Annotated in this window: 22 protein-coding genes; 14 read left to right on the top strand and 8 right to left on the bottom strand. The window is 67.3% G+C overall.

From position 1 onward, the window contains the following. The first annotated feature begins 207 nt into the window (after nucleotides 1-207). The 5 genes from WDZ97_RS07345 (at nucleotide 208) to WDZ97_RS07325 (ending at nucleotide 2,957) form a co-directional block, all read left to right on the top strand. The gene (locus WDZ97_RS07345) at nucleotides 208-624 is read left to right on the top strand and encodes an HIT family protein (RefSeq protein WP_425762311.1); all 417 of its coding nucleotides are present in this window, start codon (nucleotides 208-210) and stop codon (nucleotides 622-624) included. 3 nt (nucleotides 625-627) lie between these two features. Then, entirely contained in the window at nucleotides 628-1,581 is a 954-nt protein-coding gene (locus tag WDZ97_RS07340; protein WP_425762310.1) for an HNH endonuclease, read from the top strand. A gap of 216 nt (nucleotides 1,582-1,797) precedes the next feature. Further along, a complete protein-coding gene (locus WDZ97_RS07335; protein ID WP_425762309.1) occupies nucleotides 1,798-2,031 on the top strand; it encodes an OST-HTH/LOTUS domain-containing protein in 234 nt (77 codons plus the stop codon). A gap of 186 nt (nucleotides 2,032-2,217) precedes the next feature. After that, complete coding sequence (locus tag WDZ97_RS07330; RefSeq protein ID WP_304009594.1) at nucleotides 2,218-2,616, top strand: type II toxin-antitoxin system Phd/YefM family antitoxin; 399 nt, start codon at nucleotides 2,218-2,220, stop codon at nucleotides 2,614-2,616. Beyond that, the gene (locus WDZ97_RS07325) at nucleotides 2,616-2,957 is read left to right on the top strand and encodes a type II toxin-antitoxin system RelE/ParE family toxin (RefSeq protein ID WP_304009592.1); all 342 of its coding nucleotides are present in this window, start codon (nucleotides 2,616-2,618) and stop codon (nucleotides 2,955-2,957) included. The genes WDZ97_RS07330 and WDZ97_RS07325 overlap by 1 nt, the downstream gene beginning before the upstream one ends. A 3-nt stretch (nucleotides 2,958-2,960) precedes the next feature. Here WDZ97_RS07325 and WDZ97_RS07320 read toward each other — a convergent pair whose 3' ends face one another. The 3 genes from WDZ97_RS07320 to rlmM all read right to left on the bottom strand — a co-directional run bounded on the left by WDZ97_RS07320 (nucleotide 2,961) and on the right by rlmM (nucleotide 6,456). Further along, nucleotides 2,961-3,401, bottom strand: coding sequence for a DUF4124 domain-containing protein (locus WDZ97_RS07320; protein WP_425762308.1), 441 nt, complete (start codon nucleotides 3,399-3,401; stop codon nucleotides 2,961-2,963). Between the two features lie 167 nt (nucleotides 3,402-3,568). Continuing rightward, complete coding sequence (locus tag WDZ97_RS07315) at nucleotides 3,569-5,017, bottom strand: DEAD/DEAH box helicase (protein WP_425762307.1); 1,449 nt, start codon at nucleotides 5,015-5,017, stop codon at nucleotides 3,569-3,571. Nucleotides 5,018-5,355: 338 nt separating this feature from the next. After that, entirely contained in the window at nucleotides 5,356-6,456 is a 1,101-nt protein-coding gene (rlmM, locus tag WDZ97_RS07310; protein WP_304005993.1) for a 23S rRNA (cytidine(2498)-2'-O)-methyltransferase RlmM, read from the bottom strand. Between the two features lie 98 nt (nucleotides 6,457-6,554). On the opposite strand from rlmM, the gene WDZ97_RS07305 reads away from it, so the two are divergent. The 4 genes from WDZ97_RS07305 to ugpQ are packed head-to-tail and all read left to right on the top strand — an operon-like array spanning nucleotide 6,555 to nucleotide 9,956. Further along, nucleotides 6,555-7,604: an aldo/keto reductase gene (locus WDZ97_RS07305; RefSeq protein WP_425762306.1), complete on the top strand. Its 1,050-nt coding sequence runs from the start codon at nucleotides 6,555-6,557 to the stop codon at nucleotides 7,602-7,604. A gap of 47 nt (nucleotides 7,605-7,651) precedes the next feature. Beyond that, nucleotides 7,652-9,025, top strand: a complete 1,374-nt coding sequence (locus WDZ97_RS07300) for an extracellular solute-binding protein (protein ID WP_425762305.1) — start codon at nucleotides 7,652-7,654, stop codon at nucleotides 9,023-9,025. Further along, on the top strand, nucleotides 8,995-9,231 hold the full coding sequence (locus WDZ97_RS07295) for a hypothetical protein (protein ID WP_020164255.1): 237 nt from the start codon (nucleotides 8,995-8,997) through the stop codon (nucleotides 9,229-9,231). Before WDZ97_RS07300 ends, WDZ97_RS07295 begins: the two co-directional genes overlap by 31 nt. Next, entirely contained in the window at nucleotides 9,228-9,956 is a 729-nt protein-coding gene (ugpQ, locus tag WDZ97_RS07290; protein ID WP_425762304.1) for a glycerophosphodiester phosphodiesterase, read from the top strand. The genes WDZ97_RS07295 and ugpQ overlap by 4 nt, the downstream gene beginning before the upstream one ends. A 3-nt stretch (nucleotides 9,957-9,959) precedes the next feature. On the opposite strand, the gene WDZ97_RS07285 is transcribed toward ugpQ, so the two are convergent. Continuing rightward, entirely contained in the window at nucleotides 9,960-10,793 is an 834-nt protein-coding gene (locus tag WDZ97_RS07285; RefSeq protein ID WP_425762303.1) for a substrate-binding periplasmic protein, read from the bottom strand. Between the two features lie 187 nt (nucleotides 10,794-10,980). Here WDZ97_RS07285 and WDZ97_RS07280 point away from each other — a divergent pair, with 187 nt between their 5' ends. Both WDZ97_RS07280 and WDZ97_RS07275 read left to right on the top strand, forming a co-directional pair. Beyond that, entirely contained in the window at nucleotides 10,981-12,363 is a 1,383-nt protein-coding gene (locus tag WDZ97_RS07280) for a HAMP domain-containing sensor histidine kinase (RefSeq protein WP_425762302.1), read from the top strand. Further along, nucleotides 12,360-13,010, top strand: a complete 651-nt coding sequence (locus tag WDZ97_RS07275; RefSeq protein ID WP_419543120.1) for a response regulator — start codon at nucleotides 12,360-12,362, stop codon at nucleotides 13,008-13,010. The genes WDZ97_RS07280 and WDZ97_RS07275 overlap by 4 nt, the downstream gene beginning before the upstream one ends. Before the next feature lie 7 nt (nucleotides 13,011-13,017). On the opposite strand, the gene glpK is transcribed toward WDZ97_RS07275, so the two are convergent. After that, nucleotides 13,018-14,526, bottom strand: a complete 1,509-nt coding sequence (gene glpK, locus WDZ97_RS07270; RefSeq protein ID WP_425762301.1) for a glycerol kinase GlpK — start codon at nucleotides 14,524-14,526, stop codon at nucleotides 13,018-13,020. Nucleotides 14,527-14,727: 201 nt separating this feature from the next. On the opposite strand from glpK, the gene WDZ97_RS07265 reads away from it, so the two are divergent. From WDZ97_RS07265 to WDZ97_RS07255, 3 genes are all read left to right on the top strand, one after another. Next, nucleotides 14,728-15,750 (top strand): LLM class flavin-dependent oxidoreductase, encoded by a 1,023-nt coding sequence (locus WDZ97_RS07265; protein WP_425762300.1) that lies wholly within the window; start codon nucleotides 14,728-14,730, stop codon nucleotides 15,748-15,750. A 96-nt stretch (nucleotides 15,751-15,846) separates the two neighbouring features. Then, nucleotides 15,847-18,513: an alanine--tRNA ligase gene (alaS, locus tag WDZ97_RS07260; protein WP_425762299.1), complete on the top strand. Its 2,667-nt coding sequence runs from the start codon at nucleotides 15,847-15,849 to the stop codon at nucleotides 18,511-18,513. Further along, entirely contained in the window at nucleotides 18,510-18,803 is a 294-nt protein-coding gene (locus tag WDZ97_RS07255; protein WP_425762298.1) for a hypothetical protein, read from the top strand. The genes alaS and WDZ97_RS07255 overlap by 4 nt, the downstream gene beginning before the upstream one ends. Nucleotides 18,804-18,865: 62 nt before the next feature. On the opposite strand, the gene WDZ97_RS07250 is transcribed toward WDZ97_RS07255, so the two are convergent. The 3 genes from WDZ97_RS07250 to WDZ97_RS07240 all read right to left on the bottom strand — a co-directional run bounded on the left by WDZ97_RS07250 (nucleotide 18,866) and on the right by WDZ97_RS07240 (nucleotide 22,461). Further along, nucleotides 18,866-19,705, bottom strand: coding sequence for an HDOD domain-containing protein (locus WDZ97_RS07250; protein ID WP_425762297.1), 840 nt, complete (start codon nucleotides 19,703-19,705; stop codon nucleotides 18,866-18,868). A 19-nt stretch (nucleotides 19,706-19,724) separates the two neighbouring features. Beyond that, nucleotides 19,725-20,960, bottom strand: a complete 1,236-nt coding sequence (locus WDZ97_RS07245; RefSeq protein WP_425762296.1) for an EAL and HDOD domain-containing protein — start codon at nucleotides 20,958-20,960, stop codon at nucleotides 19,725-19,727. A 124-nt stretch (nucleotides 20,961-21,084) separates the two neighbouring features. Next, the gene (locus tag WDZ97_RS07240; protein WP_425762295.1) at nucleotides 21,085-22,461 is read right to left on the bottom strand and encodes a phosphomannomutase/phosphoglucomutase; all 1,377 of its coding nucleotides are present in this window, start codon (nucleotides 22,459-22,461) and stop codon (nucleotides 21,085-21,087) included. Between the last annotated feature and the right edge of the window lie 77 nt (nucleotides 22,462-22,538).

Genomic DNA, 22,538 nt, shown 5'->3' with positions numbered 1-22,538 from the left:
TTACTGTCCCGATGGGTGCGGATGGCGTCACGCAGCGTCTTGACCTCCGCAACGAGCTGTTCGCGCGACATGTGGTCGAGATCCTAATCCACGTGACCCTCGGGTGGTGTCCGGGACTTCCCCCCACCGACTTGGATGCGCGTGCTGAGTTCCTGCCCGGCGGCTGCCCGCGACCGCCTTAGAACCGCCTTGGCCGAATGCGGTACGATGCGCGCCACCGCCATGCTCAGCTCACACAGCCCGATGCCTGCGACGTGCCCATTCTGCACCCTACCGGCCGAGCGGGTTCTCCACGCAGACGCCAACGCAGTCGTGATCAGGGACGGCTTTCCGGTTTCGCCCGGGCACACCCTGCTGATCCCCCGCCGCCACGTCGCCTCGTTCTTCGATCTATCGGCCGCCGAGCGCGCCTCGCTAATGACCCTGCTAGATTGGGCCAAAGCCGAAATCGAGCGGGAACACTGGCCCGACGGCTTCAACATTGGCATCAACGACGGCCCGGCAGCCGGGCAAACCGTTTCCCATCTTCATGTCCATCTGATCCCCCGCTACCTGGGCGACGCCGCCGCCCCTCGTGGCGGGGTGCGATGGGTGATCCCCACCCGCGCGAAGTACTGGGACTGAACGATGAGTCTGGCGCTCTACCTCGATCGACTCCGCCGGCTCCAGGTCAACGTCGCCCGTGGGCGGGCCAGCCCCCACAAGATCTGCATGCTGCTGGCGGTGCTGGACCTTGCGCGAAGCGGCGCCCTGCGCGAGAACCGCATCGACTTCGCGCCGGCGCTGCTGGAACGGTACGGCACCTACTTCGGTGCAGTCAGAACCGAACGGGATCACGCCAATCCCCATTTCCCCTTCTTCCATCTCCATGGAAAGCTTCGGGGCGGCGGCGAGAGCTTCTGGCACCTTAAGGCCAAGCCTGGGCGCGAGGCCGTCGTCGCGGCCATGGACAGCGCCCGGGGCGTGCGGCAGATCACGGACAACATCGACTTCGCCTACCTGGACCCCGAGCTGTTCGAACTGCTGCAGGACCCGGTCGCTGTCGACGCCTTGAGCGCAGAGCTCGCCCAGGCCTGGTTCGGCCGCGGCTTGCAGGATCTGCAGGCGGTGGTGGGGCGGACGAAGGAGATCAGCCGCTACGAACGAAGACTGCGAAATCCGGAATGCGCCGTCCCCAGCGTTGCCGAGAGCATGCCCAGCTACATCCGCGACCCGGCATTCCGCCGCGTGGTCACCGAGATCTACGACTACCGCTGTGCCGCAACCGGTTTGAGGCTGGTGCTGCCCGACGGCGCCGCCTTGGTCGAGGCGGCGCACATCCACCCGTTCAGCGAAGCCGGCGACGACGACCCTCGAAACGGCCTCGCGCTTACCCCCGACATGCACTGGGCCATGGACAGGTATCTGATCGCGCCGGATACAGATTACCGCTGGCGGGTCAGCCGCAGCATCGATGGACGGATCCCGGACTACCGCATACTCACAGAGCTGGAAGGCAAGCCGCTTTTCCTGCCGCGGGAGGCACGGATGTATCCGAAGCGGGAAGCGATCGCGTGGAGGTTGGCGCGGCTGGAGCGGTAAGGAGATGCGGCGTAGCAGAGCGTGCGCCACCTAATCGGCCTGAGCGGTCGTTGAGGCTGTATAAAAACCCCTTGTTCCGCCACAACCGTTCACATGCCGTTGTTATGATTCCGCATCGCCTCTCCGGAGTCCCGCGATGCCGCGATTCAAGACGCCCGACTACGGCCTGAAGCTCATCCCGGTTGATTTCGTGCCCCCGGTGAAACGTCGCCCAAGATGCTGATCAGCGCGGTTGCGCTGCTGGCCGCGGACACCCCCGAGGGCAAAGTCGGCCTCGGCGCGCTCGGCCAGTACCTGAAGCGCACCGACCCGGGGTTTTCACCGAAGACCTATGGTCATGGATCGCTGTCGGAGATGGTATCCACCTATCCGGATCTGCTCATGGTTCACGAAAACGGCGGGCACTGGGTGTCGGTGCGGGCCAAACCGGAGGTGCCGCGTACGCAATGAAGTCCGGGTTGAGGACCTAGAAAGCATCAGCACCCATTGCTGCTCCGGTTCAGGACGTTGCCGCCCGCAGAGGTCCCCGGTCAGCAATTGGCGCAGAGTCGCACCGGTGAGTGCCGCGATCTTCAGACCGGCCTCGACTGTCGGACCGCATTCGCGCTGGACTGCGACCGGAACAGGACCACATCGGTGTCCACTGGCTTGTTCGTCGCCTTCAGGTCCTCGATGACACGGCTGCAATCGATTCAGGCACCTTACCGAAGGGACCATAAAAAGACTATATTAAGTCCAATTCAAATCTGGGGCATCGCCATGCGCTACTCATCACAAGTCAAGCCCATCAGCTATCTCAAGGCCAACGCCGCAGAGGTTCTCACCGTTCTCGCAGAGCGCCGTGAACCGATGGTCATCACCCAGAACGGCGAAGCGAAGGCTGTTCTGCAGGACGTCGCTTCGTTCGAAGAGACGCAGGAAACACTGGCCTTGCTGAAAATTCTTGCGCTGGGCAATCAGGATGTGACCGCTGGCAAGGTCAAACCCGCAGCCGAAATCGTTGCTCGCCTTCGCGGCAAGCGAGCCACAGCCTGATGGCAGGCGCACCTGCCAGGTTCGAGGTTCTGCTCACAGCGGGTGCGGAGCAGGACCTGGAGGCAATCCACGACTACATCTCCGAATTCGACTGTGTGGCCAACGCAAACCATGTGTTGGATGAGTTGATGGACGTTGTAGAGAGCCTGTCCAGCTTTCCTGAACGCGGCAGTTTTCCGAAGGAACTGGTCAGCCTCGGCATCAAGGAATACCGCCAGACCTTCTTGAAGACCTACCGAGTGATCTACCGCGTCACAGGCAGCCAAGTCGTCATCTACCTGATTGCAGATGGGCGCCGCGACATGCAATCCGTGCTTGCTCGCCGCCTGTTAGGCGCGTAACCCTCAGCACTCGCGTGCGATCTGTTTCTGCACCGCGCTCCCGCGCGCTCTGGCGTCCTCATATTGCCACTGCGTTGCGCCATTTCTCATGATGGCTTCCGCAGCGTCCCGTTCGGCCTTCAGCTCGTTGCAACGGTAGGACTTGCGTTCTGCAGCCAGGGCTTCACGTTGCCGGTCGGCGTCACGGAGTTTTCTCGCTCGTTGATCGCTCGCGGCCTCGGTGCGCTCACGCTGCTTCAAGTCGTTTAACTGGCGCTCCCAGGCGTCGTCTCGCCATCCGTCCGGTGTCTCTCCGCGCGGCGGCTTGACGTTGACGGTCTGTGCGCTGGCTCCGCAGGGCATGTCTGAGAAGACCTGCTTTCCGCTTCCGTCCTTGCACTTGTAAACCTGACCGAAAGCCGGTGAGGCAATCAATGTCGCCCCCAATACGCACCATTTCAGCATGACCCCGTCCCACGGATGACTGAAGACAAGAGCATAGGCGGGGACTGCAGTCGGGTGGCCGTCTTCCTATTACCTTCGTCGTCGGTCAGAAGGATGAGGCGAGGACGGGGTGGCAGCAACCGATCCGTCCGTCACCCCCAGGGCGACGGGCGGAGACGGCTCTCGCGTCAGCGTTTTCCGCTGCCGCCGAGCAGTGCGGCGACCTGCCGCTTGCCGCTGCGCTTGGCCGGCGTCGGTGCCGATGTGCCGTCGCCACCGTCTGCGGGGGCGTCAGGCGTCGACGATTCGTAGGGCTTGCTGAAGTCGAAGCCGTCGGCAGCGACCGTCGATGCACTGGCGCGGGGCGCACGCGGGGTGCGTGGCGCGTCGCTGGCTGACGGGCGGCTGCGGCGTTCGCCACGCTCACCGCGTTCGCTGCGCGCTGCACGCTCCGGACGCTCTGAACGCGTTTCGCGCGTTCGCGCACGCGCCGGGTCGAAACCTTCCGGCACGACGATTTCGATCGGCTTGCGGATCAGCTTTTCGATGTCCGCAACGCGCCCTTTCTCTTCCGGCGCGGCGAGCGAGATGGCTTCACCCGAGCGGCCGGCTCGACCGGTACGGCCGATGCGGTGCACGTAGTCTTCGGCGTTGTGCGGCAGTTCGAAGTTGATCACGAAGGGCAGGTCTTCGATGTCGAGACCGCGGGCGGCGACGTCGGTCGCCACCAGCACGCGCACGCTGCCGTTCTTGAACGCTTCCAGTGCTTCGGTGCGTTGCTGCTGGCTCTTGTCGCCATGGATGGCGTCGGCGGCCACGCCCTGGCGTACCAGGTGGTGGGCGAGCCGGCTGGCGCCGAACTTAGTGTTCACGAACACCAGCGCCTGACGGTCGGCATAGCTGTCCTGCGTGAGCAGATGGGTCAGCAGCGCGCGCTTGTCGTCGGTGCCGCAGGCGTGCACACGGTGGGTGATGGTTTCCGCGGTGGCGTTGCGGCGTGCGACCTCGATCAGCTGCGGGTCGCGCAGCATGGCCTGGGCGAGTTTCTTGATCTCTTCTGAGAAGGTGGCCGAGAACAGCAGGCTCTGGCGTTGCGCAGGCAGCAGCGCAAGGATGCGCTTGATGTCCGGGATGAAGCCCATGTCCAGCATGCGGTCAGCTTCGTCCAGCACCAGCATCTGCACCTGGCTCAGGCTGATGGTCTTGCCTTCGACGTGGTCGAGCAGGCGGCCCGGCGTGGCGACGACGATTTCGCGGCCCTGGCGCAGTTCGGCGACTTGCGCCTTCATGTCCACGCCGCCGTAGATGCACACCGAGCGCAGCGGCAGGTGCTTCGAATAGGTCTTGACGCTCTCGTGCACCTGCATCGCCAGTTCGCGCGTCGGGCAGACGATCAGCGCGCGCACCGGGTGGCGGGCGGGCGAGGGCGAGCTGCTGGCGTGCGGCGCGAGGCGCTGCAGCAGAGGCAGGGTGAAGCTGGCGGTCTTGCCGGTACCCGTCTGGGCGCCGCCCATTACGTCACGGCCGGCGAGCACGATGGGGATGGCCTGCGCCTGGATGGGGGTGGGCGTGGTGTAGCCGGTATCGGCCACGGCACGCAGCAGTTCGGGGATCAACCCGAGTTCTTCAAACGACATGGATGCGAAGCTCTCTTGTGCAGAAGCGCGCGCCGGGCACATTGCCGCGGTGCGTGTTGCTTCTGTGGACTTCCGCCTGGCATGCCGGTTCAGGCTGGGGAAATCGGTTCCGGAAAACCCGGCGCGAGGCGCGCGGCGAGGGTGCCTGCGCGAATGTCGTGCCCGGGGGCGCAGGCGCCAGGGCGGGGGAAGTGGGGATCGGCCGTGGATTCATGGCCGGATCGGAAACTCCGGGCCGCGCCATAACCGGCGAGGCGACTGCACACGCATTATCGCACAGGCGGGGCGGGCCCTTGTGGCTGATCTTGGGGCAGGGGGCCGCCCGGCCGCGCAGCGCCTCAGCGCTTGCGCTTGCGGCCACCGCCCGCCTTGCCCGGCACGCCGAGGTAGCAGGTCACTTCCTCGCGGTCGTGATAGAGCTGCCGGCAGCGCAGTTCGTGCTTCTTGTCGACCGAGGCCAGCGCTTCGCCGATCAGGTCGGTACAGAGCTGCAGCTCGTCATAGCGCCGCTTCATCGGCAGCTTGAGGTTGAAAATGGCGTGCTGGCACAGGCCCTGGGCAATCCAGCGCGCCACCAGCGCGGCGACGCGACGCGGCTGTTCGACCATGTCGCACACCAGCCAGTCCACCGGCTTGCGCGGCACGAAGCGGAAGCCGTCCTCGCGCTTGTGGATCACCAGGCCGGTTTCCAGCAGTTCCGGATTCATGCGACCGTTGTCGACCGCGGTCACGTGGATGTGGCGCGACACCAGCTGCCAGGTCCAGCCGCCGGGGGCCGCACCGAGGTCGACGGCAGTCATGCCCGGCTTGAGCAGGCGCTCCTGTTCGTCCTCGCTGAGCAGCGTGTGGAAGGCTTCGGCCAGTTTCAGCGTCGAGCGCGACGGCGCTTCGCGCGGCATGCGCAGGCGCGGAATGCCGTTCAGCCATTCGCTGCGGCGGTTCGGCCAGCTCAGCGCGACCGTGGCCCGGTCGGCCGCGGTGAACAGCACGTGCAGGCGCGGCGCCGAAGGATCGTCGGTGAAGGCGCCCGCCTGTTCCAGCGCCTCGCCCATGTGCGGCTCCAGCTTCTTCGTCATCGACGACAGTGACTTCGCGCCGTCGGTGTCCGGCGTTTCAATCAGGAAGTCGCTGTAGCCGTCGCACAGCGCGCGCGCCGCGTCGACGACCGGCGTCACGCGGTCGCCCGGACTCATGCCCTCGACCGTGCGGCCGGACCACAGCAGCTGGCGGGAGAAGCACAGGTCCTGCCAGCGCAGCACGCGGGTCAGCGCCCACAGCGCGCCGCCTTCGGCACGGGCCTCGACCCAGCCGCTGTTGGGTTCGGCCTGGACCTCGACCAGATGGCCGGCTTCGCCGCAGCGGTCGGCGACTTCCTGCGCGCATTCGCGCTCGAAGCCGGGGCGGCAATACATGAGCAGGCCGTGAAGATTAGTTTTCAAGGTATTTCCGATCAGCGGGAATCGACGTCGTGGGGCGTGGTCTGTGGTACATGTCAGGCCTTCGCCGGACGGCACCCCGTAACACGACCCACGACGCAATGAACAGCAAGGATATCGCGCGACGCCGGCTCGGGCGTTCGACGCTTGAAGTGCCGGCCATCGGCCTGGGCACCATGACCTTCGGCCAGCAGGTCGATGAACGCACCGCCCACGCGCTGATGGACGAAGCCTTCGAAGCGGGCATCGATCTGCTCGACGCGGCCGAAATGTACCCGGTCCCGGCGCGCGCCGAAACCTCCGGCGCCACCGAACGCATCGTCGGCAGTTGGCTGGCGAAGAAGCCGCGTGACAAGGTGATCGTCGCCACCAAGGTGGCCGGACCTGCGCGCGGCATGCCGTGGATACGCGGCGGTCCGTTGGCGCTGGATGCGGCGAACATCCGTGAGGCGGTCGAAGGATCGCTGCGCCGTCTGGGCACCGACTACATCGACCTCTACCAGATCCACTGGCCGGCGCGGAACGTGCCGATGTTCGGCCAGTACGAATACGACCCGTCGGCCGAGCGCGAGGCCTCGTCCCTCCGCAGCCAGCTGGAAGCGCTCGCGAAGCTGATCGACGAGGGCAAGGTGCGCCACGTCGGCGTGTCGAACGAAACGCCGTGGGGCCTGATGAGCTGCCTGCGGCTGGCGGACGAAGGCCTGCCGCGCGTGGTCAGCATCCAGAACGCTTACCACCTGATGAACCGCACCTTCGACATGGGCCTGTCCGAGGTGTGCGAGCGCGAGCAGGTGTCGCTGCTCGCCTATTCGCCGCTCGGCTTCGGTCATCTCAGCGGCAAGTACATCGACGACGCCGAAGCGGCCGGGCGCATCACCGCCTTTCCGCAGTTCGGTCAGCGCTACTTCAAGGAGAATGTCGCGCCGGCCTCGCGTGCCTACGCCGAACTGGCGCGCGCGCGCGGTCTGACACCGGCGCAGCTCGCGCTGGCCTTCTGCTACCGCCGGCGCACCGTCGCCTGCACGTTGATCGGCGTGACGTCGGCGACGCAGTTGCGCGAAAATATAGGTGCGTGGACAGTGGCACTGACCGACGAGGTCATCGCCGCCATCGACGCCATTCATCTTCGCTACACCAACCCGGCACCCTGACCGGGCGCCGCAGCCGTGTCTTATGGCTGCGAACAGGAGAACAACTGATGCTCAAGAAGTCGTTTGCCGCGCTGCTCGCGGCCAGCGTCGTGTCGTGGCCACTGGCGGCCGCGGCAGCTACCGAAGTGAAGAAGCCGGCGGCGAAGGCGACCAAGTCGGCGACCAAGCCCGCCGCCAAGTCGACGGCAAAGTCGGCCGCAAAGCCCGCGGCGCCGCAGGAACCGGCGGAGATCGAACTGGCGCACGGGCTGGATGAAGCCGGCGCATCCGCGCTGCAGACGCTGGTCGATGAGTTCAACGCCAGCGGCAAGGGCAAGCAGAAGATCGTGCTGGCCCCGCTGGGCGGCACTGGCGAGAAGCCGCCGGCGATGCAGGTGCTCGACGACGAGGCGCGCCAGCTCTTCCTCGAAGGCAAGCCGCGTTACACGCCGCTGCACGAGGTGATGACCAAGGCGAAGGAGAAGTTCGCTACCGTGCCGATCCCGGCGCCGATGCCGCCTTACCTCGCTGGAACCAAGGGCCGACTGAATGCGCTGCCCATCGGTCTCACCACGCCGGTCATGTTCTACAACAAGGACGCCTTCGCCCGCGTCGGCCTCGACCCGGCTGCGCCGCCGGACCACTGGTTCACGCTGCAGGCCGCACTCGGCCAGCTGCGCGACGGCGGCTATGCCTGCCCCTACACCAGCGCACGGCCGACGCAGATCCACGTCGACAACATCAGCGCCTGGCACAACGAGCCCTTCGCCCGCAAGAACGGCAAGAAGGGCGAGGCGCTGGCGATCAACGGCCTGGTGCAGGTGAAACACCTGGCGCTGATGTCGTCCTGGTACAAGAGCCGCTACCTGCACATTTTCGGCCGTGGCGACGAGGCGGTGCCGATGTTCTCCGGCGGTCAGTGCCAGGTGCTCACCGCGCGCTCGTCGGCCTGGCCGCAGATCAAGCGCGACGCCAAGTTCGAAGTCGGTGTCGCCGCGCTGCCCTACCACGACGACATCCGCCAGGCGCCGCGTCACACGCTGGCCGACGGCGCCAGTCTGTGGGTGAGCGCCGGCCGCAGCGCGAGCGAAACGCAGACCATCGCGCGCTTCGTCACCTTCGTGCTCGACCCCGACCGTCAGGCCCAGTGGGCGCGCGCCACCGGTTTCATTCCGCTGAACCGTGCCGGCATGGTGGCGATCAGCCCGGTCGACGCGCCGACCATAGACGGCGTGGCGCGCGTGGCGCTGCGCCAGCTCGCCAGCAAGCCGGGCACCGCCGAGTCGCACCAGAGTCCGGTGGCCGACAACCCGAAGGTGCGCGCCGTGCTCGACGAGGAACTGGAAGAGCTGTGGGCCGACCGCAAGCCGGCCAAGGCCGTTCTCGATACCGCAGTGCAGAGGGTGGGGCCATGTGCGGCAGCGACCAGCTTGTCCTGCTGATCCGCGCGGCGCGCGAGGACGCGTCGGTGCGCGAGCCGCTGCTCAAGCTGCTCGCGCTGGATGACGCCGCCCGCGTGCGGGCGATCGAGAAGTGGGTGAAGGAGGGCGTGGCCGCAGGGCAGTCGATCGAACTGCTGTCGGCCATCGCCTGGCTGACCGACGACGACGTGGCGCGCGAGGCGCGCGACGTACTGGCGCAGTCGTGAGCGCCTGGCCCCGGCCGCTGTGGATTGCCCACCGCGGCGGCGGGGCCGCCGCACCCGAGAATACGCTGGCCGCCATCCGCACCGGCGCGGCGGCGGGCTTCCGCATGGTCGAGTTCGACGTGATGCTCAGCCGCGACGGCGTGCCGCTGCTGATCCACGACGAGACGCTTGAGCGGACGACCGATGGCCAAGGTCTGGTGTGCGAGCACGATTTTGCAGCGCTGCAGCGACTCGATGCGGGCAGCTGGCATGGTCCCGCCTTCGCCGGCGAACGCCTGCCCTCGCTCGAACAGGCACTCGACCTGTTGCTGGCGCTGGATCTGGACGCCAATATCGAAATCAAGCCTGCGCGCGGTTTCGAGCAGGCGACCGGCGAGACGGCGGCCCGTCTGATCGCGGCGCGCTGGCCTGCCGACCGCCGTCCCCCCTTGCTGTCCTCCTTCGACTTTCCGGCGCTCGACGCCGCCCGTCGCGTCGCGCCACAGTTGCCGCGCGGCCTGCTGTTCGAGGAGGTGCCCGCGGACTGGCGTGCGCAGATGCAAGCGCATGAAGCGGTGTCGCTGCACTGCGACCACAGCCGGCTGAGCGCCGACTGCATGCGCGACATCGTGGCGGCCGGTGTGCCGCTGCTCTGCTACACGGTCAACGATGCCGCACGTGCGGCGGCGCTGATCGAGGCCGGCGTCAGCGGACTGTTTACCGACCGCCTCGATCTGCTGAGCTGATGCCTACAGCGGCGGCATGCGGGTGACCGCGTGCTGCTTGAAGATGCGGTCCAACGTGCCGTCGCGTTCCAGTTCGGCGAGTGCCGACTGCAGCGCCTGCGCGAGCGCCTCGTCGTCGGCGCCTACTGCCAGGCCGAGCGCCCATCCGGCCTGCGGCAGGCCGGGCAGCGGCGGCGGCATGCTCATCGTGAAGCGCTTGCCGGTGACGGCCATCATCGGTTCGACCTGGCTGCGCATGCCGAAGAAGCCGGCAATCCGGCCCTCTTCCAGCGCGCGCCGGGCGTCGTCCATCGAATGGAAATGCTGCACCTGGCTGCGCAGCCGGCCCGCGTTCGAGGACAGCAGCGCCATCGACATGATGGATTCACTCTCCGCCCCCAGCGCCTGACCGTCGATGTCGGTCACCGCGTCGAGCTTGGGCAGCAGCTCTGTCGAGCGGATGGCGGCCAGGGTTTCGCGGTGGTAGGCGCCGAAGATCTTCACCTGCGGATTGCGTGCACTCATCGTCGCATCCACCGGCACGTGCATCATCACGTCGGACACGCCCGGGCCGAGGACGGTGCCTTTCCAGACAATGTTGCGCAGGTCGTCGTTCATGTTCTCGTCGGCGTCGTAGCTGCGCACGTCGGCCTTCACGCCGAGCCGCTCGGCCAGCGCGCGGCCGAGGTCAACGTCGATGCCGCGCCCGGCGTCGGCGTAGGGCGAGAAGTCCTTGTAGACCCCGATGCGCAATGTGCCGCTTGAGCGGACTTCAGCGAGGTCGCGCGCCTCGGCGCTTGCGCTGGTGAAGGCGCAGGCGGCGACGATCAGTGCGGTGGCGAGGGGCAGGGCAGACATCGGCAGACTCCAGTGGTGAGGTAGCGCGAGCTTATGGGCCCGCCCGCCCGCCGGCACCGGCGTTCTGCAGTGCGCCAGCCAGTCAATTTGCCCGCAGTGCGTTTGCGGCGTCCGGCCTATCATTGCCGCCGCTGCCGCCCTGTGCGTCGACAGCGTGTCCCGGTCACCCTCTCGATTGTCCCTGCCGATGAAACGCGTCGACCTCAAGCGCATCCTGCTGATGCGCATCACGCTGTTCGCGCTCGTGCTGCTGTTCTGCGCCATCGCGGTCACGCTGAAACAGACCCGCGATCGCCTGCATGCGGACATCCCGCGCACCGGCGGCACGATGAAGCAGCTGATCGAAACCGAGATCGCGCGCGCGACGCCGCCCTTCGTGCGCGATCTGCACGGCATCGAACTGACCGGGCTGGAAGGCATAGGCCGGCTCGTGCACTTCTGCGCAGCGGTGACCGATATCTACAGCCGGCCGGTGGTGCAGCGCTGCTTCGGCGACGCCGAGGCGCCGCGCTGGCTGCCGGCTTCGCTGATGCGCAGCGTGGTTGGCGAGGAGGCGCGCTATATCGGACCGGTCGGCAAGTATCCGGGCATCAAGGTGGGTGAGCTGACGGTGACGCCGAATTTCGCCAGCGTCGCCCAGTCCGTGTGGTCGGACATCCGCAACCTGCTCATCATCACCGCCGGTGTGCTGCTGCTCAACGTGCTGGTCTATCTGCCGGTGCGCCGCGTGCTGCGGCCGACCGACGACATCCTGCGCGGGCTCGGGCGCATGGAGGCGGGTGACCTGTCGGTGCGCTTGCCGTCCTTCGAGCTGATCGAACTGCAGCGCATCAGCGATGTGTTCAACCACCTTGCCGAGCGGCTCGAGAACACGATGGGCGAACAGCGCGAACTGGCGCGCCGGCTGCTCGAAGTGCGCGAGGAGGAGCGGCGCCGGCTGGCGCGCGAGCTGCACGACGAACTGGGACAGTGCCTCACCTCGATACAGGCCGAGGCGGCCTACGCGCGCGAACTGGCGCACGACCAGCTGCCGGCGCTGACGCCCAGTGCCGAGGCGATTTCGCGCATTACCGCGCACATGATGGAGGTGCTGCAGCTCATCCTGCGCGAGCTGCGGCCGGTCGGGCTGGAAGCCTTCGGCCTGGCGGCCAGCCTGGAACAGCTGATCGACAGCCGCAACCGCAGCAGTCACGGCCGCTGCCTGCACACGCTGACGATTGATGGCGACGTCGGCGGTCTGGCCGACAATCTGAACGTGAGCCTCTACCGCATCGTCCAGGAAAGCCTGACCAATGCGCAGAAGCATGCCGACGCGCGCCACATCGCGGTGACGCTGCGCTGTGACGGCAACGAACTGCGGCTGTATGTCGACGACGACGGCCGCTCGGAGCCCGGTTCGACCTTCGACGGCGGGCTGGGCGTGCTCGGCATGCGCGAGCGCGTGCAGGCGCTCGGTGGCCGGCTGACACTGACGCTGCGCGATGAGGGCGGACTGCGCGTCGAGGTCGTGGTACCGGCCGATGCAGGGCGGCCGAGTCCGGCCGCCAACGTACAGGAGATGCACGCATGATCCGTCTGTTGCTGGTCGATGACCATGCCGTGGTCCGCGAGGGCTACCGACGCCTGCTCGAACGCCGCGCCGACCTGCGCATCGAGGCCGAGGCGGCCAGCGCGAACGAGGCGCTGACCGCCTTCCGCGCGGTGCAGCCCGATGTCGTGGTTCTCGATCTGGGCCTGCCCGACATGGGCGGCGTCGAACTGGTGCGCCGGCTCGTACAGCGCGACGCGCGTGCGCGCATCCTGGTGTTCAGCATGCACCGTGACCCGCTGTTTGCCTCGCAGGCGCTGCGCGCCGGCGCGCTCGGCTACGTTACCAAGAGCTGCGCGCCGGACGTGCTGATCGACGCGGTCTATCAGGTCGCGGCGCGGCGCCGTGTGCTCAGCCCGGACATCGCGCCGGAACTGGCGCTGGCGCTGCTGAACGACGCCGACAATCCGCTCGACGCGCTGTCGCCGCGCGAATTCGAAGTGCTGCGCATGCTGCTCGACGGCCGCTCGGCCGACGAGATCGGGCAGGCGCTGCACATCAGCCCGAAGACCGCGCAGAACACGCACTACCAGATCAAGGCCAAGCTTGGTACTCGCACCGACATCGATCTGGTGCGTCTGGCGATGAAGTGGGGCCTGGGCGCGAACGAAGGGCAGACCGACGCGTGACCGCGGTTCAGGCGGTGGCGCGCGCGTAGTCCAGCGTGGCTGCGATGGCTGCCCGCCAGCGCGGCGCGAGGCGGGCGTGAAGATCGTGCTGTTGTGCTTCGAAGGCGCGGCCATCGCCCTCTGGTAACGACATATCGACACCGCAGCCGCGCGCCGCCAGCAGCGCAGCGCCGAGCGCCGTCGTTTCCTGTGTCGGCGCCACGCGCACCGTGCAGCCGAGCAGGTCGGCCTGCATCTGCATCAGCAGCGCATTGGCGGTGCCGCCGCCATCGACGCGCAATTCACGCAACGCCGACCCGGCGTCGGCTTCCATCGCCCGCATCACGTCCAGTGTCTGCAGCGCGATCGATTCGAGGGCGGCGCGTGCGATGTGCGCCCGTGTCGTGCCGCGGCTGAGGCCGAACATCGTGCCGCGTGCAGCCGGCGACCAGTACGGTGCGCCCAGCCCGGTGAAGGCCGGCACCACGGTGACGCCACCGCTGTCCTGCACGCCGGCCGCCAGCGCCTCGACGTCGCACGAGCGGGCGATCAGACCGAGCCCGTCGCGCAACCACTGCACCAGCGCGCCGGTCACGAACACGCTGCCTTCGAGCGCGTACTCGATGCCGTCCGCGGTCTGCGCGGCGCAGGTGGTCAGCAGGCCGTGCCGCGACACGATGGCGTGGCGGCCGGTATGCATGAGCATGAAACAGCCGGTGCCGTAGGTGTTCTTGGCTAGACCGGGCGCGGTGCAGCCCTGGCCGTACAGCGCCGCCTGCTGGTCGCCGGCGATGCCGCTCACCGGCAGCGCGCGGCCGAACAGCGTGGGCTCGGTTTCGGCCAGCATGCCGCTGGACGGCACGATTTCCGGCAGCAGCGCACGCGGCACGCGGAACAGCGTCAGCAGCTCGTCGTCCCAGTGGCCGCTGCGGATGTCCAGCAACTGCGTACGACTGGCGTTGGTGAGGTCGGTCAGGTGGCGGCGACCGGCGGTGAGCTGCCACACCAGCCAGCTGTCCATCGTGCCGCAGGCCAGTTCGCCGCGTTCGGCCCGTTCGCGCGCGCCGGGCACGCTATCCAGCAGCCAGGCGATCTTGGTGGCCGAGAAGTAGGGATCGAGCACCAGCCCGGTCCGTTGGCGTACGAAGTCCTCGTGGCCATCGGCGCGCAGGCGTTCGCAGGTGTCGGCGGTGCGGCGGTCCTGCCAGACGATGGCCGGCGCCAGCGGGGTGCCGGTCGCGCGCTCCCACAGCAGCACGGTTTCGCGCTGGTTGGTGATGCCGATGGCGGCGATTCGGTCCGCCTTCGCTGCTGCGCGCAGCAGGGCTTCGTGCGCGCAGGCCAGCGTGTCGGTCCAGATGCGCAGCGCGTCGTGCTCGACCCAGCCGGGCTGCGGATAGCTCTGCGGCAGTTCGCGCTGGGCCATCGCGACGACGCGGCCGGTGGCGTCGAATACCAGGGCGCGCGAACTGGTCGTACCCTGGTCGAGCGCAAGGATGAAGTGCTGTTCAGTGAAAATGTCCGGAGAGGCGGTCACGGCAGAAATCCTCCATCCGCGGGTGGATGTGACGGGGGCGGGCGTGTGCGTGCTGACGACAGCCTCCGACGATACCGGGCCGGCCCGCGCTTGCAAACGTTCGCGTCGCCCCGATATGCGTGTTCTGCCTTCATGCCGCCGCGGCAGGTCGCTGCGCGCCGTGCCCCCATCCTGTCGCACCGTTTTCAAGCTGGAGTTCCGATGTCCGACTCATTCAAGATTCCGCTGTCCATGCTCGATCTGGTGCCGGTGCGCCACGGCGGCAGCGTGGCCGATGCGCTGCAGGAATCCGTCGCACTGGCGCGCCACGTCGAGCAACTCGGCTTCCGGCGGTACTGGCTGGCCGAGCACCACAATATGGACGGCATCGCCAGCGCGGCGACCGCGGTGCTGATCGGCCACGTGGCGGGCCAGACCTCGCGCATCCGCGTCGGCTCGGGCGGCGTCATGCTGCCCAATCACGCACCGCTGGTGGTGGCGGAAAACTTCGGCACGCTGGCGACGCTTTACCCGGGGCGCATCGACCTGGGGCTCGGCCGTGCGCCGGGCGCCGACCGCGCGACCATGCGCGCCCTGCGCCGCGATCTGGCGGGCAACGGCGACGACTTCCCGGAGCAGGTGGCGGAGCTGCGTGCCTTGCTGGCCCCGGCGCAGCCCGGTCAGGCGGTGCGCGCGATGCCGGGCGAGGGCACGGAAGTGCCAGTGTGGCTGCTCGGCTCCAGCCTGTTCAGCGCGCAGCTGGCGGCCCAGCTGGGCCTGCCCTATGCCTTCGCCGCCCATTTCGCGCCTCGCATGATGCTGGAAGCGGCACGCATGTACCGCGAACTGTTCCGGCCGTCGGTCGTGCTCGACCGCCCGCACCTGATGCTGGGCGTGCCGGTGGTTGCCGCCGACAGTGACGGCGAGGCACGCTGGCTTGCCACCTCGACGCAGCAGCGCGTGCTGGCGCTGATGCGTGGCGAGTCGCTGCGGCTGCGCCCGCCGGTGGCCGACATGACGCCGCTCTGGGCCGGGCACGAGAAGGCGTCGGTCGATGCCTTCCTCGCCGAAGCGGTGGTCGGCGGGCCGGATACGGTGCGCCGGGGCCTCGAATCACTGGTCGAGCGCACCGGTGCGGACGAGCTGATGGTGGTGACCGACATCCACGACTTTGCGCTGCGGCTGCGTTCCTGCCGCATCGTCGCCGAGGTGGCCGGCGCGAGCGCCACGCCGGTCAGCGTCTGACGCTGCCACGGCCATCAGGCCGGCGGCGGCGCGAATGCTAGAATCCGCGACTGTTTTCGCGCCGCAGCGCGCGCCCTGAAATCCTGATTGCCGACCATGAACAGCGCCGATATCCGCTCCGCCTTCCTGAATTTCTTCGCTTCCAAGGGCCACCAGATCGTGGCTTCCAGCTCGCTGGTGCCGCACGAGGACCCGACGCTGCTGTTCACCAACGCCGGCATGAACCAGTTCAAGGACGTGTTCCTCGGCTTCGACAAGCGCAGCTACAACCGCGCCACCACCTCGCAGAAATGCGTGCGCGCCGGCGGCAAGCACAACGATCTCGAAAACGTCGGCTACACCGCGCGCCACCACACCTTCTTCGAAATGCTGGGCAATTTCAGCTTCGGCGACTACTTCAAGCGCGACGCCATCGCGTTTGCATGGGAACTGCTGACCGAAGTGTTCAAGCTGCCGAAAGACAAGCTCACGATCACGGTCTATGCCGAGGACGACGAAGCCTTCGACATCTGGACGAAGGAGATCGGCGTGCCGGCCGAGCGCGTCATCCGCATCGGCGACAACAAGGGCGCGCGCTACGCCTCGGACAACTTCTGGATGATGGGCGACACCGGCCCCTGCGGCCCGTGTACCGAAATCTTCTACGACCACGGCGCCGATATTCCGGGCGGCCCGCCGGGTTCGCCGGATGAGGACGGTGACCGTTTCATCGAAATCTGGAACAACGTGTTCATGCAGTACAACCGCGACGAGGCGGGCGTGCTGCATCCGCTGCCCAAGCCCAGCGTGGATACCGGCATGGGTCTGGAGCGCATCGCCGCCGTGCTGCAGGGCGTGCACAGCAATTACGAGATCGATCTTTTCGTCGCGCTGATCGCGGCGGCCGCGCGCGAAACTAACACCACCGACCTCGACAATCCGTCGCTGAAGGTGCTGGCCGACCACATCCGCGCCTGTTCCTTCCTGATCGCCGACGGCGTCATCCCGGGCAACGAAGGCCGCGGCTACGTGCTCCGCCGCATCATCCGCCGCGCCATCCGCCACGGCTACAAGCTGGGCGCGCGCGCCGCCTTCTTCCACCGCATGGTGCCGGACCTGGTGGCGCAGATGGGTGCCGCCTACCCGGATCTGGCGGCGGCGCAGCAGAAGGTAATGGACGTGCTGCGGCAGGAGGAGGAACGCTTCTTCGTCACGCTAGAAAAGGGGATGGAGATTCTGTTTGCTACGTTGCGTCAATACGGCTATGGCCCAGGGTTCGTAGTCGAAGGCCTTGTGCCCGGAGTTGCCAGCGACGTTCATACCTTTCCGGGGGATATCGCGTTCCTCTTGCACGATACCTACGGCTTCCCGGTTGATCTGACGGCGGACATTTGCCGCGAGCATGGAGTTGGCCTCGATACCGCCGGCTTCGACGCCGCGATGGCGCGACAGAAGGAACAGGCGCGCGCTGCCGGCAAGTTCAAGATGGCGACCGCGCTGGAATACGACGGCGTGCAGACGACCTTCCGCGGCTACGACACGCTGGAGGCGGCCGGCAAGGTGGTCGCGCTGTACCGCGATGGCGCGCCGGTGAGCGAACTGCACGAGGGTGAACTGGGCGTCGTCGTGCTCGACGAAACCCCGTTCTACGCCGAGTCCGGCGGTCAGGTCGGCGATCGCGGCGAACTGCGCGCGGCGCAGGGCATCTTCAAGGTCGAGGACACGCTGAAGATCCAGGCCGCGGTGTTCGGTCACCACGGCGTGGTCGGTACTGGCCGTATCGCGGTCGGCGACAGCGTGAGCGCGCGCGTCGATGTGCGTGCCCGCGCCGCGACCGCACGCAACCATTCGGTCACCCACCTGATGCACAAGGCCTTGCGCGAGGTGCTCGGTGATCACGTGCAGCAGAAGGGCTCGCTGGTCGACGCTGACAAGACCCGTTTCGACTTCGTGCATACCGCGCCGATGACCGACGACGAGATCACCCGCGTCGAGCGCATCGTCAATGCCGAAATCCTTGCCAACGCCGCCACCCAGGCGCGCGTGATGGGCATCGAGGACGCGCAGAAGTCGGGCGCCATGATGCTGTTCGGCGAGAAGTACGGCGACGAGGTGCGCGTGCTGGACATCGGTTCGTCGCGTGAGTTGTGCGGCGGCACCCACGTCGCACGCACCGGCGACATCGGCCTGTTCAAGATCACGGTAGAGGCGGGCGTGGCCGCCGGCATCCGCCGCGTCGAGGCCATCACCGGCGAGAACGCGGTGGCTTTCGTGCAGCGTCAGGACAGGCTGGTGTCGGAAGCGGCCGCCGCGTTCAAGGCGCCGGCCACTGAGCTGCCGGCCAAGATCGCCCAGGTGATCGACAACGTGCGCGCGCTGGAAAAGGAGATCGCCCGCCTGAAGAGCAAGCTCGCCGCCAGCCAGGGCGACGAGCTGGCGGCGCAGGCCGTCGCTGTCGGCGGCGCCAAGGTGCTGGCCGCGGTGATGGAAGGGGCCGACGTACCGGCACTGCGTGAAACGCTGGACAAGCTGCGTGACAAGCTCGGCTCGGCCGCCATCGTGCTGGCCGCGGTGAACGAGGGCAAGGTGAGCCTGATCGCCGGTGTAACGCCGGATCTGACGGCGAAGGTGAAGGCCGGCGAACTGGTCAATTTCGTCGCCGGGCAGGTCGGTGGCAAGGGCGGCGGCAAGCCGGACATGGCGCAGGCGGGTGGCACCCAGCCGGAGAACCTGCCGGCGGCGCTGGCCGGTGTCGGCAAATGGGTGGAAGGAAAGCTCGGATGAAAACCGTTGCAGTGTTGCTGATGGCGCTGGTGTCGGCCGGCGCGCTGGCCGGCGAGGGCGTGGTGATCGAGGCGACCACCGCCGCCGGCGAGAAGGTCGAACTGATGCCGGACGGCCGCTGGCGCTTCGTCGACGCGGCGAAGCAGGCCGAGGCGAAGAAGGTGGCCGACACCTACCCGCAGAATCACCTGCGGCCTGAGGGTGCGCAGGGCGGCTGGTTCGGCACCCGCACCATCCTGCCCGGTGACAAGGACTACAACCGCGGCACGCTGAATCCGAAGATGCGCTGACCCCCGTAACGAAAATGCCGCCCTCGGGCGGCATTTTTCATCGCTGCGCGGGCCGGACGCCTTCAGTCCGCCTGGTGGTCACCGGCCGCGCGCTCCGCGCAGCTGCGGATGTCCTGCAGGATGCCGGCGGGGTCGAGTCCGCACATGTCGGTCACCGTGTTGTCGAGCCGCTGCACGATGTCCTCGGGCGCGGTCTGCTGTTCGAGTTCGAAGGCGCACTGCGCGGCCAGATGGGCCAGACGGGCGAGCAGACTGGCGTCCGGATTGCGCGGCTGGCAGTAGTACTCGAGCGCGGCTGCAATATCGTCCGGGAAGTTCCAGCGCATCGCCAGTTCGGCACCGACCTCGCAGTGATGGGTGTTCAGCTTGTGCTGTTCCACCGTCGCGCGCTCGCTCATGCCCAGCCCCTGGCATTCGCGCAGGATTTCGTCTGCGACGCGCGGGAAGGCGATGTGGATCATCAGCTGGCCGACGCGCAGCATCAGGCCGGCGCTGTAGGCGCGCTCGGCGTTCTCGCTGGCGCGTCGCGCCAGCTGCGATGTGATCGATGCGGTCAGCAGCGCGTGGCGCCAGAACGACTGCAGGTCGACGCCCGGCACCTTGGGAAAACTGCTGCTGACGCCGGCAGAGATCACCAGCGTGCGCATTGCGCGCGTGCCGATCAGCGACACCGCCTCGTCGATCGACCCTACTGCACGGCGGCTGCCGTAATAGCCCGAGTTGGCAAGTTTCAGCACACGCGCGGAAATGGTCGGGTCGGTGCGGATCTCGCCGATCAGTGGCAGCAGATCGGCATCTTCGTCGCGCAGTGTCTCGATCATCTTCTGTACGACGCGCGGAATGCTCGGCAACTGGCCGGCCGCGGCGAACAGGCGTTCGATGGCATGTGTACGGGAAATCATTGCTGCGTCTTTCCGGCAGTCATTGTCCGAGGCCGGCGGCCCACCCCATGGCTTCGGACACGGCAACGGTGAAATCTTCGCCGCTCAGCGGCGGCAGAGCGGCCAGCGTGGCGGCGAAGTCGGTCGTGGCGTCTTCCTCCCAGCAGCGCAGCAGCCGGAGCAGTGCGCCCAGCGTGCCCGAGCCGTCGGTCAACGCGCTGTGGATGCAGCGATCGACAGTCAGCGTCTTCAGCACTTCGTCCATCGACACGCCGAGCAGCGCCGGCAGCAGCGACAGGATGCCGGTCAGGAAAGCGCTGTCGGGGTCGCCGTCACGCATGTCGCAGCGCTCGGCGAGCAGTTCCATCGTGCGTGCGCGGGTCGCCACCATGTTGAGCAGCGGCGTGTGCGCCTTGCCGCTGCCCTGCGTACAGAACAACAGCAGCTGCAGCCAGCGCTGCAGCTGACGGCGACCGAGCAGCGTGATCGCCTCGCGTGCGGTCGATATCTGGCGCTTGCTGCCGCTGCCGACCGAATTGGTGATGCGCATCAGGTTTACCAGCAGCGCCGGCTCCTGCTTGATCAGCGGTTCCATTGCCGACGTGTCGGCGTCGCCGATCACCATGCCGAGCAGACGCAGCAGGGTCGTTTCGCCTGCGCTCAGCGTGCGGGTGCTCAGCACGCTCGGGCGGGCGAAGAAATAGCCCTGGAAATAGGCGAAGCCGAGCTCGTGGCAGCGCCGGGCCTGTTCGGCGCTGTCGACCTTCTCGGCCAGCAGCTTGGCCGAATAGGGCCGGAAGCGTTCGACCAGATCGGGCAGCGCGTCGGGGGCGACGCCCAGCAGGTCGATCTTGATGAAGGACGCGATCTCGATCAGCGGCTTGTAGTCCTCTTCCAGATCGAGCACGTCGTCGAGCGCCAGCCGGAAGCCTTTGCGCACCAGTTCGCGTGCCCGCGCGATGACTGCAGGCTTTGGCGGAACGGTTTCAAGCAGTTCGATGACGATCTTGTCCGCCGGCAGCAGTTCGAGCGCCTCGGACATCAGCATGTCCTCGCTGACGTTGATGAAGCCGAAAGCGTCGCCCAGCGCCTGTTCGAGACCGAGTTCGTTGAACACCGAGGTGATCACCCGCGCGGTGGCGCTGACGTCGCAGTGAAATTCGGCCTGTTCGACGTTCCCGGAGCGGAACAGCAACTCGTAGGCGTAGAGTGCCTGGCTCCGGTCCAGTATGGGCTGGCGGCCTACGTAGATGTTGTTTGTGGCGGCAGTGAGCATGCTTCTGTTGTCGGCATGCCGGCCGCCACATTTAGGGTGCGAGCGGGGTTTATTTCACGGCGATGACGGCGTCGGCCGAGCGCCGGAAACCGGCACCCGACCGGGCGCCGGGGAAGGGGGGCGCTCAGAAGGGCAGGGCGAGGTCCGGGCGGGCGCTGCCGAGCACGCGGCGGAAATCCGCCTGGATGCGTTCGAGCGCCGTGGCGTCGTCCGCCTCGAAGCGCAGCACGACCACCGGCGTCGTGTTCGACGCCCGCATCAGCCCGAAACCGTCGGCGTATTCGACGCGCAGGCCGTCGATCTTGATGATGTCGCGGGCGCCATCGAAAACCGCCGATTTCTGCATTTCGGCGATCAGCGCGTGCGGTTCGCCCTCGTTCATCTTCAGATTCAGTTCGGGCGTCGAGGTGGCGGTCGGCAGCGCCTTCAGCACCGCGTTGCCGTCCGGCGCGGCGGACAGGATTTCCAGCAGACGGGCACCGGCGTACAGGCCGTCGTCGAAACCGAACCAGCGCTCCTTGAAGAACATGTGGCCGCTCATCTCGCCAGCCAGCGCAGCGCCGCTCTGCTTCAGCTTGGCCTTGATCAGTGCGTGGCCGGTGTTCCACATGACCGGCTCGCCGCCGTGTTCGCGGATCCACGGTGCCAGCAGGCGGGTGCATTTGACGTCGTAGACGATCTGCGCGCCGGGCTGGCGCGACAGCACGTCGGCGGCGAACAGCATGAGCTGGCGGTCCGGGTAGATGATTTCGCCGTCGCGGGTGACCACGCCCAGGCGGTCGCCGTCGCCGTCGAAAGCGAGGCCGATTTCGGCGTCGCCAGCGGCCAGCACGCGGATCACGTCTTCCAGATTTTCCGGCTTGGACGGGTCCGGGTGGTGGTTGGGGAAATTGCCGTCCACTTCGCAGAACAGCGGCACGACCTCGCAGCCCAGCGCTTCGAACAGGCGTGGCGCGATGTCACCGGCGACGCCGTTGCCGCAGTCGATCACCACCTTCATCCGGCGCTTGAGCTTCACGTCGCTGGTGACGCGGGTGATGTAGGTGTCGCGCACGTCGGCGTGGCGGGTGGTGCCCTGGCCGTGCACCAGATCGTTGTCGACGATGCGGCGGCGCAGGTCCTGGATCATGTCGCCGTACAGCGTCTGACCGCCCAGCACCATCTTCAGGCCGTTGTACTCGGGCGGGTTGTGGCTGCCGGTCACGCTGACCGCGCTGTCGGTGCCGAGGTCGAAGGCGGCAAAGTAGGACAGCGGCGTCGGCACGCAGCCGATGTCCAGCACGTCGACGCCGGCGGCATTGATGCCTTCGGCCAGCGCGCCCGCCAGTTCAGGGCCGGACAGGCGGCCGTCGCGGCCGACGGCGATGGCGCGCTGACCGCGCTTCACCGCCTCGGAGCCCAGTGCGTGGCCGATGGCGCGCACCGCGTCGGCGGTCAGCGTCTTGTCCACGATGCCGCGGATGTCGTAGGCCTTGAAGATTTCGGGTGCCGGGAAGGACATCGGTTTTCCTTTCTGCGTTCTGTTCTGTTGTAGGCCCGCACGGATGCGGCATTGCATCAATTATCCCGTGCGAACGA

This window comes from Methyloversatilis sp. MC4-4 (assembly GCF_049843555.1).
GTDB classification, from domain to species: domain Bacteria; phylum Pseudomonadota; class Gammaproteobacteria; order Burkholderiales; family Rhodocyclaceae; genus Methyloversatilis; species Methyloversatilis discipulorum_B.
This window is presented reverse-complemented; position numbering and strand designations above follow the sequence as displayed.